At 68.6% G+C, this 13,071-nt stretch carries 18 protein-coding genes; 2 read left to right on the top strand and 16 right to left on the bottom strand.

Translation table 11 applies throughout. From position 1 onward, the window contains the following. Nucleotides 1–7: 7 nt before the first annotated feature. The 14 genes from IT361_09785 to IT361_09850 form a co-directional block, all read right to left on the bottom strand. Nucleotides 8–442 (bottom strand): MOSC domain-containing protein, encoded by a 435-nt coding sequence (locus IT361_09785; protein ID MCC6317969.1) that lies wholly within the window; start codon nt 440–442, stop codon nt 8–10. Nucleotides 443–466: 24 nt separating this feature from the next. Further along, nucleotides 467–808 carry a hypothetical protein gene (locus IT361_09790; GenBank protein ID MCC6317970.1) on the bottom strand — a complete coding sequence of 114 codons (342 nt, stop codon included), beginning with the start codon at nt 806–808 and terminating at the stop codon, nt 467–469. Between the two features lie 168 nt (nt 809–976). Continuing rightward, nucleotides 977–1,246, bottom strand: a complete 270-nt coding sequence (locus IT361_09795) for a hypothetical protein (protein ID MCC6317971.1) — start codon at nt 1,244–1,246, stop codon at nt 977–979. Between the two features lie 442 nt (nt 1,247–1,688). Beyond that, nucleotides 1,689–2,138 (bottom strand): DUF1569 domain-containing protein, encoded by a 450-nt coding sequence (locus tag IT361_09800; protein MCC6317972.1) that lies wholly within the window; start codon nt 2,136–2,138, stop codon nt 1,689–1,691. Between the two features lie 75 nt (nt 2,139–2,213). After that, on the bottom strand, nt 2,214–2,927 hold the full coding sequence (locus IT361_09805) for a CPBP family intramembrane metalloprotease (protein MCC6317973.1): 714 nt from the start codon (nt 2,925–2,927) through the stop codon (nt 2,214–2,216). 31 nt (nt 2,928–2,958) lie between these two features. After that, nucleotides 2,959–3,741: an ankyrin repeat domain-containing protein gene (locus IT361_09810; GenBank protein MCC6317974.1), complete on the bottom strand. Its 783-nt coding sequence runs from the start codon at nt 3,739–3,741 to the stop codon at nt 2,959–2,961. A 116-nt stretch (nt 3,742–3,857) separates the two neighbouring features. After that, nucleotides 3,858–4,187 carry a YbjQ family protein gene (locus IT361_09815; GenBank protein MCC6317975.1) on the bottom strand — a complete coding sequence of 110 codons (330 nt, stop codon included), beginning with the start codon at nt 4,185–4,187 and terminating at the stop codon, nt 3,858–3,860. A 182-nt stretch (nt 4,188–4,369) separates the two neighbouring features. Beyond that, complete coding sequence (locus IT361_09820) at nt 4,370–4,678, bottom strand: hypothetical protein (protein ID MCC6317976.1); 309 nt, start codon at nt 4,676–4,678, stop codon at nt 4,370–4,372. 89 nt (nt 4,679–4,767) lie between these two features. Beyond that, on the bottom strand, nt 4,768–5,508 hold the full coding sequence (locus IT361_09825; protein MCC6317977.1) for a cupin domain-containing protein: 741 nt from the start codon (nt 5,506–5,508) through the stop codon (nt 4,768–4,770). Between the two features lie 27 nt (nt 5,509–5,535). Continuing rightward, nucleotides 5,536–6,081: a hypothetical protein gene (locus IT361_09830; GenBank protein ID MCC6317978.1), complete on the bottom strand. Its 546-nt coding sequence runs from the start codon at nt 6,079–6,081 to the stop codon at nt 5,536–5,538. Continuing rightward, entirely contained in the window at nt 6,081–6,560 is a 480-nt protein-coding gene (locus tag IT361_09835) for a hypothetical protein (protein MCC6317979.1), read from the bottom strand. The genes IT361_09830 and IT361_09835 overlap by 1 nt, the downstream gene beginning before the upstream one ends. 7 nt (nt 6,561–6,567) lie before the next feature. Continuing rightward, a complete protein-coding gene (locus tag IT361_09840) occupies nt 6,568–7,050 on the bottom strand; it encodes a DUF411 domain-containing protein (GenBank protein MCC6317980.1) in 483 nt (160 codons plus the stop codon). 276 nt (nt 7,051–7,326) lie between these two features. Continuing rightward, nucleotides 7,327–7,773, bottom strand: a complete 447-nt coding sequence (locus IT361_09845) for a hypothetical protein (GenBank protein ID MCC6317981.1) — start codon at nt 7,771–7,773, stop codon at nt 7,327–7,329. Nucleotides 7,774–7,807: 34 nt separating this feature from the next. Beyond that, nucleotides 7,808–8,209: a hypothetical protein gene (locus IT361_09850; GenBank protein ID MCC6317982.1), complete on the bottom strand. Its 402-nt coding sequence runs from the start codon at nt 8,207–8,209 to the stop codon at nt 7,808–7,810. A gap of 168 nt (nt 8,210–8,377) precedes the next feature. On the opposite strand from IT361_09850, the gene IT361_09855 reads away from it, so the two are divergent. After that, nucleotides 8,378–8,626, top strand: coding sequence for a DUF4342 domain-containing protein (locus IT361_09855; GenBank protein ID MCC6317983.1), 249 nt, complete (start codon nt 8,378–8,380; stop codon nt 8,624–8,626). Nucleotides 8,627–8,633: 7 nt separating this feature from the next. Here IT361_09855 and IT361_09860 read toward each other — a convergent pair whose 3' ends face one another. Next, complete coding sequence (locus IT361_09860; protein ID MCC6317984.1) at nt 8,634–10,328, bottom strand: M3 family oligoendopeptidase; 1,695 nt, start codon at nt 10,326–10,328, stop codon at nt 8,634–8,636. Nucleotides 10,329–10,584: 256 nt separating this feature from the next. On the opposite strand from IT361_09860, the gene IT361_09865 reads away from it, so the two are divergent. Next, nucleotides 10,585–11,808, top strand: coding sequence for an HDOD domain-containing protein (locus tag IT361_09865; GenBank protein ID MCC6317985.1), 1,224 nt, complete (start codon nt 10,585–10,587; stop codon nt 11,806–11,808). A 12-nt stretch (nt 11,809–11,820) separates the two neighbouring features. On the opposite strand, the gene IT361_09870 is transcribed toward IT361_09865, so the two are convergent. Then, entirely contained in the window at nt 11,821–13,071 is a 1,251-nt protein-coding gene (locus IT361_09870) for an ABC transporter permease (GenBank protein ID MCC6317986.1), read from the bottom strand.

The following is a 13,071-nucleotide window of genomic DNA, read 5'->3' on the forward strand; positions in this document are numbered from 1 at the left end:
TGACGCCTCAGTCCTCGAGGGACACCGGATCCCCGGCGCGAATCGGGCCACCGCTGAGGACCTCGCCAAAGGCGCCGCCGCCCCAGTCGGCGGACATCACCTCACGCAGTCCGGCGAGGGCCTCCTCCATCTGCTCGCAGGGTCGCGTCTCCCCGCGGATAGCGATGCGCGTGGCGCCGATGCGCAGCACGCGCCCTCGACTGCCCGCGAGCGCACAGCCGCTGACCATGAGGTTGGCGCGGCGGCGTGCGGGATCCAGCGTTCCACCCAGCGCGGTCATGTGGCGTTCCCACACTTCGCGCTCGATGATCGTGACCTGCCTCTTGCCACCACGGTTGGCATTGCCGGCGAGCCCCTGCCCTTCATCGAGATGGGCCTCGGCCACGGGGTCCATCGGACCCTGCCTGGCGCGCTTGATCCAGATCTGTTCGAGCCGGCCCATGACGGAACTCTCGCGGCGCGACGGTCAGCCGCGCTGGTGTCTGCGTGAGGAATCGTGAGGCAGTTTGCGAAGGAACCACGCCCTCGCGCCGCCGAAGTCGAAGATAAGCACGTCGCCCGGCCCGAAGGTGAAGGCGGCCACCGCATCGTGGGCCATTCCGGGGTACTCGGTGTGCAGGACGTTGCCCTCGACCCGGTACACGAGCTGGAGCGTTTGCCGCTGCGTGCCGACATCGAACGCATAGCGGAGGCGGCCTCCGCGCTGGAACTCCATGCTGACGCCCGGCGCGAAATCCAGGGATGGATCGGCGCGCAGCAGGTGCCACGTACCGAGGAGTTGCTCGTCTGGCGGGGTGGGGGCGGTCACGGCGCGATGCGTATGACGCGTCCGCCAGGACGTCGCGTCCAGTCCGATGAGGTGGGTCGGGTGCGTCGGACCTGCGTGCCGGTGTGGCCCACGATTCGTTAGGCCCCTGCGTGTTCGCTCACGGCGTCCGCGGACCGCGCCGTGAGCGGGGGGTTCGAGAGTGCCGGATCAGCCCTGGCGCGACTTGAGCCACTTCACGGCGGCCTTGAACGCCTTCTCCTTGCCGCCATGCGAGGCGTCACCGAAGAACGCGCGGTGTCTGGGGCGCCACGCGCCTTCCTTGGTGCGATGGTAGCCGACGCGCACGAAGTATCCGTGGGTGCGCGTGGACTCCTGGTCGATGCGGCTCACGCCAGGCACCGACGAGGCGTTCTTCCTGACGGCTTTCTTTGCCACCTTCTTCGCCGTCTTCTTCGCTGCGCTCTTCCTGGCTGCCATGGGTCTTCGGGGGTATCGTCGCCGGGGGACATGCCTGACGACAGCGTGGGACATCGCGACCGCGCCGCGGGTTCGCCAACGGACGGGGCACCAACATACATCGCCCGGAGCGTTTGCGCGCCCCCCGTCGCGTGGCATCGACGCACTCTCGTAAGGCAGGACCGCCGTTAGGCCCGGGCCGTCACATCCTCGCCAGGCAGGTACCGTACCCTGGTTAGGCCTGACGAGTCCCGCCCGCGATCGTTAGACCTGGCAAGCAGGCACCCGTTCGCGTGCACCGGAGCACTCGCGAAAGCAAACAAGTCACCGGTTTTCCACGCGGGCCACCGTGTGCGACGCAGCCCCGCGGGCGCCCGGTCGCCGCAACGGGGCAGACCTGACGCACGCCACGCACGGCGGCCCCATGCCTCGTGCCCCGCGCGGCACGCAGCGCACCCCCTCGTCAGGCACCGAACTGCCGCAGGTGGTGGTCGACGTGTTTCCAGGTGAAGGCGCCCCACGCTGGCCCGTCCATCGACCCGAACGCGGGGTGCGGTGACCACGGCGCGCGGCGGTCCATCGCGACGAACGCCGCGAGCGCCGCCTCGAGCCCCGCGCGTTCCTCGGCCACCGTACCAACCTCCCCCACGCGAAGCGACGGTGCCGTCGGCGCCCCGCGCGGGAACGGCAACACGTTCAGGATCAGGTACCTGAGGGGTGCGAATCGCAACGGCAACCGGGTCCTGAGTCGGGGAACCGGCCGTGCGCCGGTGGCCATCTGCACGCCCCATGTGAGGTGGCGCAGCATCTGCGCACAGCTCATGCGCCCCCATCGAGCCTGGTGGGCGTCCGTGAGCGTGCCGAGCCGCCGTTGGGCGACCGCCAGGTCGTCGGGGTTCCAGAGCGTAGGCATGAAAGTCAGGTGGCGGAACCGCATCAGGTCGCGCTCACCGCGCCCGGAGTCAAGAGGTGCCGAGCGTCCTGCGGCTCAGCGTACGATGGGCCACGCGGGATCCGTGGTGACGCGCTGCCGGTGCGCACGATGCAGCGCGGCGTACGACAACCCGGCGATCATGTCGTACGCCACGTGCACGAGGATCGGCGCGAGCAGCGAGCCGGTCGCGCGCACGAGCCCGTGCATCCCCAGGGCCACGAACGAGATCACCACCGCACTGCGCCACCCCTGCAGCACATGGCTGACGCCGAACACGAGCGACGCAATGACCGCGGCCGCGACCGATGACCCGAGCAGGCGCTCGAGCAGCACCCACAACACGCCCCGGTACGCCACCTCCTCGGCGATGCCCGCGGCCAGCGAAACCAGAAGCCACAGGATCCGCTCGACGCGCGTGGATGGCATCAACAGCTGGATCCTCGCCTCACCGCGTTCCACCGCGCGACGCCACATGGGTCGGAAGGCGAGCACCAATGTCGCGGTCGCAAGGCCGGCGAGTCCGAGCGCCTTGAGCAGCGCATCGGGCGCCACGTAGATCGGCACCCATTCCGTGCGGGCGACGTACCACGCCACACCAAGGATGGCCAGCTGCTGGATCAGGACCGAACGGAATACGGCCAGGCGATCGGGCAGCGGCGCATCACGCATGCGCCGTGCGCTTCGTATCGCCAGGACGGGCACCACGATCGTGAACAGCACCAGGTAGAGCAGGCCGGACACGCCCACATACGGGAACGGGCCCGTCACCGCCACGCCCACCGTGTGACCGCCGGGTGGTTCACGCCACCTGCGCCGCCGATGCGTCGGCTGGGGCGTACTTGCGCAGCAACTGCGCCAGCGGCCCGGCGCGACCCGACTCGGCGAGCGACTGCGGGCAGGATCCGTCGCGGGCCCGAAGGGTGATGTCCGCCCCGTGGCGCAGCAGCTCCTCGACCTCGGCCACCGGATATCGGCGGCGCACGGCATACGACAGCGGCGTGCGACCTTCAGCATCCCCGATGTTGGGGTTCGCGCCGTGACGCAGGAGCCACCTGACCATGCGCGTGCGGCGGAGCCGGGTGGCATAGAGCAGCGCCGTCTCGTCGTGGAAGATCAGGTCGAGATTGGCTCCGTGTTCGTGCAGATGCCTCGCCATGACCACGTCATCGTTCCACACGACGGCCCAGAGGCAGTAGTCGGGGCTCGCGCCCTCGCGCAACAGGTAGCGGGCGAGGGTGCGGTTCTTTCCTCGTGCGATGGCGTGCCAGAGCGGCGTCGCCGGAAACGGCTCCCCCTGGTCGGGGATGCGGTGCACGGCATCGAGCGCCGCACCGGCACGGCGCAGCGCACGCGCTGTGCGGATCGAGGCCGCCACCGGCCGCCGCGCCTTGCCGACGGTGGCCGCCGCGCAGAGGTGCAGCGCGGTGCGGCCGCTGCGATCGGTGACGTTCGCCAGCTCCGGGTGCGCGCGAAGCGCCTCCGCCACGACCTCCGCGTCCCACCGGCGCGCCGCATCGAGGAATCGCGCGGCGCCGAGGCGCGCGCCGGGTTTGCGACCAGACGACGGGGAGCGAGGCGGCATGACTAACGGTAATCTGCAGGGCAGTCGGTGAATGACGATGCCCTGCCGAATCTATGCCCGGCGTCGCGCCATCGCGAGCCGCGCCCGATCCCCTTCTCCGGCGATGCGTCAGACGGTCAGGTGGCGCGCACGCGCACGGCCGTGCCGTAACACAGCACTTCGCTGACCCCCTGCATCACCTCGGTGGCGTCGTAGCGCACACAGATCACCGCGTTCGCCCCGAGTTCCTCGGCGTGCGAGATCATCTGCGCGAACGCGTCCGCTCGCGCTCGCTCGCACAACTCCGTGAGCAGCGTGATGTTACCGCCCCGGATCGTCTGCAGCGCCGCGCCGATCGTCCCGAACACGGATCGGGACCGCACCACGATCCCGCGTACCACGCCGAGCGTCTCCTCGATGCGGTGACCGTCGAGCACCTGCGACATCGTGACGTTTGAGGCCAGCATGATACCTCCAGAGGTGTAGGGAAAGAGCGCTCGGGGGTCCGGATCCAGCGGACCCATCCAGCATGGCCACGCGTCGTGCGCCGGGCAACTGCGGGCGCCGGATCGTCTGATCCGCCGGCCCCGGTCACCGGCACATCCGGCGCTTTGACGCGAGTCGAGCCAGGGCCGCGTTAGGCAGGCGGTCATCGGGTGAACGCACGCTCACCAAAGATCACGAACGAGTTCTCGTCCACCATGACGCCCACGCGCACCAGGTACGCGGCCCCGGCATCGAGGGCGATCGGCCCAAAGGCGGAGCGGTACGCCGGGGGAGCCACGCCGTAAGTCACGTCAGGCGCGATCTTGCCCGTGTCGCCCTGCACGATCCAGTGCACCTGCCGGCGATCGTTCGTCGTGACCTCGAGGTACGTCGCGCCGCATGTCGGGGACCACGTGAAGCGCGGACCGCGGCCCACATCGACCGCGACGGCCAGCGGCTGATGGCAGATCACGAGTCCCGGGGGGACCGATGGCGCAGGGTCACGGCACGCGACGACGCCTGCCACCGCGAGCGCATGCGCGAGGCGGCGAACGGCGCTCGTCAGTCCAGGGCGCGCACGGAGTTGACGAGGATACACCCGTCCGCGCCAGCAAGCGTGATGTCGTGGTGCGATCCGGGGAGCGCCCGATGGTAGTCGCCCGCACGCATCCGCCGACCCTGCACCTCGCAGCTGCCGTGCAGCACGAACAGTTCCTCGATGCCGCCGTGATCGTGGTCGGCCAGCACGGCCCCGGCGTCCGCGTCGACAATGGAGAGTTCGCGAGCTCCGGCGAGAGCCACGCGCGCGCGGATGCCCGGACCCATCGAACCCCAGCCAAGAGACGTGGCGCGAATGGCACCCGCTGGCGCACCATCGACGTCGCGCGTCGCAAGCTCGAGCACCAGTGCGCCGCCCTCGCTGTGCCAGGCTGCACTGCCGAAGGCATCGTCGAACAGGTCGCCGGCGCCCAGCGCTTCCGCGCCGCGCGTAAGCCCGCCTTCGATCACAACCGCGCTCCGCACGCCGTCGATCGGTGCCTCGGGAAGGTCGTGGCCAGCGGCCACGCGCACGAGGCGCGTTGAGAAGCGCTCGCGCGAGTCGTGATACATCTCCCGATAGGCCACCGACGCATCAGGAGCCGGTAGCCAGATGCCCTGCTCTCGATCGAGGAACGTGAACGGCAGCGGCGTCCCGGCTCTGAGCACGCGCTCGCGCAGGGCCGTCGGCGGGTCGCAGCGCTGCAGGCCCGTCGCCAAGGCGGCGAGGACGTCGTCGTCGGTCGGTTCCGGGAGAGAGGTCACGTTCGGAAAGATGGCAGCAACGTGCTGCTACGGCGACCTGAGGGATGCCGCCATCAGACTCGTGCGAATGCGGCGCTCGAGGGCGCCCGTCGACTGGCAAATGACGGCCGTCCCGCCATTGTCGTCGTGCCGTGCCGAGCCCGCGGCCACCGTGGAGAGCCGGGATTGGTGGTCGCCAACGGGTTGAACCTCCATCGTCACCTTCACGATCACGCTGTAGCGATCCGCCGTGCGGCCCATCGCGCTCTCACCACACGAAAAATAGGTGGACAGTCGAGCGCCCCCGAGGGATCCACGAAATCGCGAACTCCGCGTGGTGAGGGTGCCAGCTTTCTGGTCGCTCCCCTCGATCACGAACTGCAGGTCGCCGAGGACTCCAGGCAGGAGTTGCAGGACGGTGTCACGGGGCAGGCTCACCTCGTCGGTGACGGCCTCGTGTCGGCGCATCATCTCCACGCCAACGGCCGCCAGCTCGCCCTGAACCACGGCCTGGTCGGTGATCACCCGCGTGGCGGTACTCCCTCCACCGGTCGCGCAGCCAGCGATGAAAAACAGGAGTGCCGCGTGCCGCATCAGTCCACCCGCTGGATGACGAACCGCGGTGCGCGCAGGAGGGCGCTGGCGCGGCCATCGTGCACGCGTGCCACCAGGTCCACGGCGTCGCCCGGAGCCCACGCCGGCCCGTTGCGCACGACGATTTCCATTTCACCGCCGTCAGCGGGCCGCACCTCGGATGGCTGCGAGGTCCACACGGAGTCGCCACGCACCATCTGCACGTCGGTCACGTTCACCGTGGCCTCGATGGGCCGGTCGCCGCGGAGTCGAAGGACGACGATGAGCGGCTCCCCGTCCGGTCCTCCACGAATCGGCTGGAAGGAGCGCCAGCCCTCGGCTTCCAGGGTAAAGCGATTGCCTGGCGCGGTCCACACGAGCGCGGTGGCGCGCAACGCACTCGCGGGAGTGGCGTCATGGCCCATGGACGGGGACGGCGCGCCGCAACCCGCGAGGGCCGCGAGCACCCACGCCCATCGACGGCTTCGCGCGCCAGGCATTGGAGCGTTAGTGGCGAGCGAACACGGTGGTCTTGCCTGCCTTGGTGAATGCCACGACGTCATACGGATCCTTCGCGCCGTTCGGCATCTCCATGCCCGGGCTCCCGCGCGGCATGCCCGGCGCCGCGATCCCGACGATCGCCGGCTTCTCGCGGAGCATGCGCTGGATGTCGGCCGCCGGAACGTGGCCCTCCACCACATAGCCGTTCACCACCGCCGTGTGGCAGGAGGCAAGATTGTCACCCACCCCACGCTTTGTCTTCTCTGCCTGGAGCGCCTCTTCCCCGAGGTCGGTCACCCGCACCTCGAAGCCGGCAGCTTTCATCTTGTCGATCCATGCCTTGCAGCATCCGCATGTCGGTGACTTGTACACCTGCATGACGGTGGCCGCGGCATTCGGCGCGTTGGCAATCGGGGCGGTCGTCCGCGCCGACGATGCGGCCGCGAGCGTGCCGGCAACGAGTGACAGGCCTGCGAGGAGACGGAACATGTGACGCGCGGTGAAGGTCTGTGGTGAGCCTTCACGAAAGCATCCAGCCCACGGGAAGGCAACCCGCGGGGCCAATGCGATGGAAGCAGTGGGAGGCAGTACGGTCCCTGCTCACAAGCTCAGCGGCAATGCGCTGCATGTGCGTCTGACTCGGGAGGTCCACGCAGTGGCAGTGCGGTCCCTGCTCGCAAGCTCAGCGGCAATGCCCGTGAAGCGGGCCTGTCGGAAATCGGTACGCGGCCGACGAATGCGATCCCGTCGCGCTGCCGAGCCGGCCTACCTCCGGCTTGCGGCGTACGCGACCGTGGCGCCGATGCTCGGCAGCGCGATGGTGACCGCCCCGATCGTCCAGCAGCCGAGCCCGCACGAGCGCCTATCGTCGTCCCAGAGCCAGTTGCCCACGCGCACCGTCAGCGCGGCGGTGCCCAGGCCAACCAGGGAGCCACCGAGCGCGGCCGTGGCCCTGCCGTCGCGACCCACCAGGATGGGACCGGAGGCTGCACCCAGCCACGTACCTGTGTAGGCCGCAATCCATGCGGCACGCGTGGCATGATCTTCCGTCCAGCCGAGTCGCCGGGCTCCGTGTTTGGTGGCCCACCCGCTGGCGACGAATCCGACGGGCGTGAGCGCGGCGCCGAGGGCGAGTTGACCCGCGAGGCGAGGGACGGGCTGCGAGGGCGCGTCGGCCTGCTGCGCGTCGGCCCATCCGGCCAGGAGCGCCAAGGCCACCACCAGCCCCCCAGCGGACCGTCGAGCGCTACGCACCGACCACACCCATCGTGGCGATCTGCGCGCGGTTCACGAGGATCCGGAGGTTGTTGCTCACCGAGTCGGCCGGCGTGAGAAAGAAGTACGGCTTGTTCGGCGGATAGCGGAGCGCGAGCCCGACGACGCGTTCGCCGTCATGAAAGGTGACTTCGACGAGCCGAGCGCCCCGCAGGCGCGGGTCCGCGGGATCAACGGTCGTGCCTTCCTGGTGCGTGCGGTCACCGTCCAGAGACTTCACAAAAAAGAGCGCCTTGAGGTCCTTGAGTTCGACCTCCACCATGTCACCGGTGGCGGTTCGCACGTGGCAGGTGGGGCGATCCTGCGCGACGTCGAGGCTTGTTCCCTTCACGATCCTGCCGTCAGCGTAGCGGGCTACTATGGAGTTCACCATGAGTTGGCGTCGTGGGCTGAAACTCCCCAGTGACGACCCATCGTTGGGAAGGATAACCTTCCCGAGCGAAACCCGAAGCCGGCGTCAGGTCGTAGGGCAAGAGACCCGTCGAGGTACGAAGGCTCGTCCGGGCGCATGGCACCAACGCAGGTCTACGCAGGAGCGGGCATGGAAGAGATCAAGGTATCGGGATCGAAGCTCAAGGAGCGTATCCGGGAGATCCTCAAGGAGGGCAACGTGCGGCGGATCATCGTGCGCAACCCGAAGGGGCGCACGTTGATCGACATGCCGCTCACCGCCGGCGTGGCCGGCGCGGTGCTTCTGCCGTTGTGGGCAGCGATCGGCACGATTGCCGCGCTGGCGACCGACTACACGATTGCCGTGGAGCGTGACCCGGGGACGTCGGTCGCGAAGTAGCGCGCGCTCAGTGCGCGCGCAGGGCCGCGATGCGATCCTCCACGAGGCCGACGAGTTCCGCCATGCCGTCGCGGTCGAAGACGAGGCGCGCCCCCGCGGCGGCGTACAGCTCGGGGAGCGGACGCGTCCCTCCTAACGCGAGGAACGCCTTGTAGCGACGCATGGTTGCCGCCGGGTCGCGCTGCGCGTCGCGCCAGAGCTGCAGGGCGCCCATTTGGGCGATGCCGTATTCGATGTAGTAGAACGGCAGTTCGAAGATGTGCAACTGGCGGTACCACCGGGCCACGCGCTCCGCTTCGAGTCCGGACCAGTCGACCCCGCGCTCGAACCGCTCGCGCTCGGCGAGCCAGGCCTGGTCGCGGGCCACCGCATCGTGGCCCTGGCCGCTGGTGTAGATCCAGCGCTGGAACGCGTCGACGCTCGCGATATGCGCGAGGCTGCCGAGGATGTCCTCGAGATGCTCGACCTCGACCGATCGCGCTTCGTCCGGCGTGTAGTAGCCCGTGGGTGCCACCAGGTGCGGCGCCACCAGCAGCTCCATGCTCATCGACGCCAGCTCCGCCGCCTCGTGTCCGGCTGACCGCTGCCATAGATATGGCAGCCGGTTCGCCGAGAAATCGTGGAAACAGTGCCCGGCTTCGTGTACCAGCGTGTTCACGTCGTCAGGCACGCCGACCGCGTTCATGAAGATGAACGGCTTCTTGCGCCACGACAGGTTGGTGCAGTAGCCGCCCGGTGCCTTGCCGGCGCGCGACGTCAGGTCCAGCAGCCCATCGTTGGACATCTCGCGGAACCGCGCGCCCAACTCGGCGTCGAGCGTGTCAAAGATGCGCTGGGCGGGCTGCACCAGACCGTTGGCGTCCTGGAACGGTCGCACCGGCTCGCGCGACTCGAGGTGGACGAGCGTGTCCCACGGACGCACGCGATCCACGCCAAGCGATTGGGCTCGGTGTCGCATCAACCGCTCGACGACAGGCGCCACCGTGGCTTCGACGGCCTCGTGAAAGCGGGCGCAGTCGTCCGGCGTGTAGTCGAACCGATGCTTGGCGCGGAACGCATACTGCATGAAGTCCGGAAAACCCGCGTTCGATGCAATGCGTTGCCGCACGGCATACATGCGGTCGAACAGCCCGACGAGTTCGTCGCGAATGCCGAGGTAGGCCGCCGCGCCCGCACGAAAGGCGCGCTCGCGGACCGAACGGTCACGTTCCTTGAGGAACGGCTGCAGCTGCGGCACCGTCAGCGCCTGGCCGTCCCACGCGACCGTGAGATTGCCGGTGGCCTTTTGGTAGCCGGCGGTGAACTCCTCGAGTTCGGCGAAGAGCGGCACGTTGGCTTCGCGGAAGATCTCGATGTCGGTCCGGAACTCCCGCGTGACCATCTCCATCTGAGGTGGGACGGAGCCGGCGTCGACGAGTCGTTGCGCGAGACGGACGTGCTGCTCCATCACGTTCGGGAAGATCTCGGACGACCAACGCAGGTTGACCGCCTCCTTTACCGGATCGGCCGTGTCGCAGGTGTAGTCGATCATCGCGATGGTGGCCGCTTCTTCCACCACCTCCTGCAGCGCGGACCACCGGGCCAGCCAGGCCTCCAGGTCGTCGATCGGGGCCATCGCCAGTTCCTCGTACAGCGGCGCGAGGTCGCTCCACGTGGCGTGCGCGAGGTCGGCTGGGGTGGACGGCGGCGTTATGGACGTCATGCTCGATCTGGTGTCGATGAAGGGGATCGGTCGTTTTGGCCGACTCGCGATTCCCGGGCGCTGCAAGGTAATGGCCCGGCCAGCGGGCAAGTCAGACGAGCCCAGAACATGACGTGCAAGCGTCACGTGAGCGACACATCACCGGGGGCGTGGACTGCGTTTCTGACACACGGGTCGTCCCGAGACGCGAACGCCGTTCTGCAGTGTCGGGCGGCGTCGTCCGATACTGAGAACGCCGACTCCGTGCCATCAACCCATGTCCGACATCTTCCTCGTCCGCCAGCCCGTCTTCGACCGCAGCGATTCTGCGGTCGGATACGAGCTGCGTTTCAGGCCGTCGGATGACGGAAGTGACCCGTTTGCAAGAAGTTACATGAGCGGGTCGTTCGAGTTCCTTCGCTCGGGCCTCCCGGCCTGGGTGCGCGCTTCACGCCCGCAGCTCGTCGACGGGATCTTCGATACGCCGGAACCGCAGGCCCTGGTCGTGCTGATTCCCCCGGAGGTAGGGGCAGACGACGAGGTGGTGGAGCGGGTCGCCGCGCTGTCGCGCCGAGGCGTGCGGGTGGTGCTGGACGAGTTCGAGCTGCCCAAGGCGCCGGGGGCACCGATTCTCCGCCTGTTGCAGCTGGCGGCGATGGTGCGCATCGACCTGCGCGTTCAGGATCCGAGCGTGCTCGGCTCGCTGGTGAGCGCCCTCAAGCGCCAGCAAAAGCGGGTGGTCGCCGACCACGTGCTCGACGCCAAGCTGCACCGGGCTTGTGTGGAACTCGGGTTCGAGATCTTCCAGGGGCCGCACTTCAGCCGCCCGGAGCCGCTGCCGGCCGCGGAGATTCCCACGTCGACCGCGGCGGCGTTGCGGCTGCTCGCGCTGGCTCGCGACCCGAAGACGTCGGAGCGGGAGCTGGAACGCGTCATCAGCGCCGACCCCGGCATCACGTATCAATTGCTGCGCATCGTGAACTCGGCGGCGCTGGGTGGGCGCGGAATCACGTCCATTCCGCACGCGCTGCGCCTGGTGGGGCGCGACAACGTCATTCGTTGGCTGGCGCTGGCGTCGGCCACTTCGCGCACCGGCAAGCGTGGCGTGGACGACGAGTTGATCCGGCAGGCCGTGCAGCGCGCCAGGTTCTGCGAGCAGCTCGCCCTTCCGGCCACGGGCCTGGACAAGGGGACGCTCTTCCTGATGGGGCTGTTCTCGTTGCTCGACGCGGTCTTCCGGATGCCGATGTCAGAGGTGCTCGAGCGCGTGAGCCTCAGCGACGAGGTGAAGCAGGCCCTGCTCGACCGCACCGGTCCCTACGCCGACCCGTTGGTCGTGGTGGAGTCCTACGAACTCGGACTGTGGGAGTCGGCGTCGGAGGCAGGCGCGCGCATCGGGCTCGATGCCGCGCACCTGCCGACGCTGTACTCCGAGTGTGTGCAGTGGGCCGCGGAGCAGATGCCGACGAGCAAGCAGCCGGCGGTGGCAAAGGCGAGTTAGGCGCGCCGCCCTCTACTCGTAGCGCAGCGCGTCGATCGGGTCGAGCCGCGCGGCGCGCGAGGCGGGAAAGAGGCCGAACAGAATGCCCGTCAGGCCGCTGGCCAGCAGCGCCGCGACAATCGCGCCTGGCGGAATGGACGCCTGGAGCGGCGTGGCGCTGCGGATGATCAGGGACACGAGTGCGCCCATCACCAGTCCCACCATCGCGCCGATCGCGGTGAGCGTGGCGGCTTCGACCAGGAACTGCCACAGGATGATGCCTCGTGTGGCGCCCAGCGCCTTGCGCACGCCGATCTCGCGCGTGCGCTCGGTGACGCTGATCATCATGATCGCCACGACGCCCACGCCGCCCACGATCAGGCCGATCCCCGAGAGCGTCAGCATGACGAGGAAGAACACGCCCGTCATCTTGCCCCACGTCTCGAACAGCTTGTCCTGCGTGAAGACCGCGAATGTGTTGTCCTGCGAGGGACGCAGCCCGCGCGAGGAGCGCAGCGTGGCGACGACATCGTCGACGGCTTCGTCGCGCGTAAAGCCAGCGCGCGGTTTGACGGTGAAGTCGATCCACTCGATCCAGATGTTCAGGTACTTGCTGCCGGTGCTGAACGGCACGTAGGCACGGGGGCTCGGGCTGCTCATGAAGTCGCCGCCACCCTTGAACACGCCGATGACTTCGAACGGTGACCGATTCACCGTGACGACCTTGCCCAGCGGGTCGCTCTCCTCGCCGAACAGGCGCTTCTTCATTTCTTCGTTGATCACGAGCACGCGCGCCGAGTTCATGTCTTCGGCCGGCGTGAAGTTGCGCCCCTCGATGATGTCGCCGCCGCTGGTCTCGAGCCAGTCGGAAGTGGTCGCCGACACGCGAGCGGAGGGAAGCTGGCGGTCGAAGTATTTCATGGCGGCGTTGGCGCCGCTGCTGACGTTGACGCCCTGAATGCTGGGCAGCCGCCGGATGCTTGCCGCCTCGCTGACTCGCAACGGAGGGTTGTTCCGCCACTTGCACGTGTCGCCGGTGTCGTCGCAGGCCTCGAGCGAAATCGGAAAGCGATTGACGAAGAACGTCGTGGGGCCGGCCTTCTCGAACTCCGAGGCCACGCCCCGGTTGATGCCGTGGATCGCGGCCGACATCACCACGACCACGAACACGCCGATCGCGATGCCGAGGATCGTGAGCGCTGCCCGCACGCGATTGGCGCGGAGCGCATCGATGGCGATGACCACACCCTCGAAGAGGCCGGAGATGCGCGAACCCAGCGCCAT

Source organism: Gemmatimonadaceae bacterium, from assembly GCA_020846935.1.
In the GTDB taxonomy this organism is placed as follows: domain Bacteria; phylum Gemmatimonadota; class Gemmatimonadetes; order Gemmatimonadales; family Gemmatimonadaceae; genus RBC101.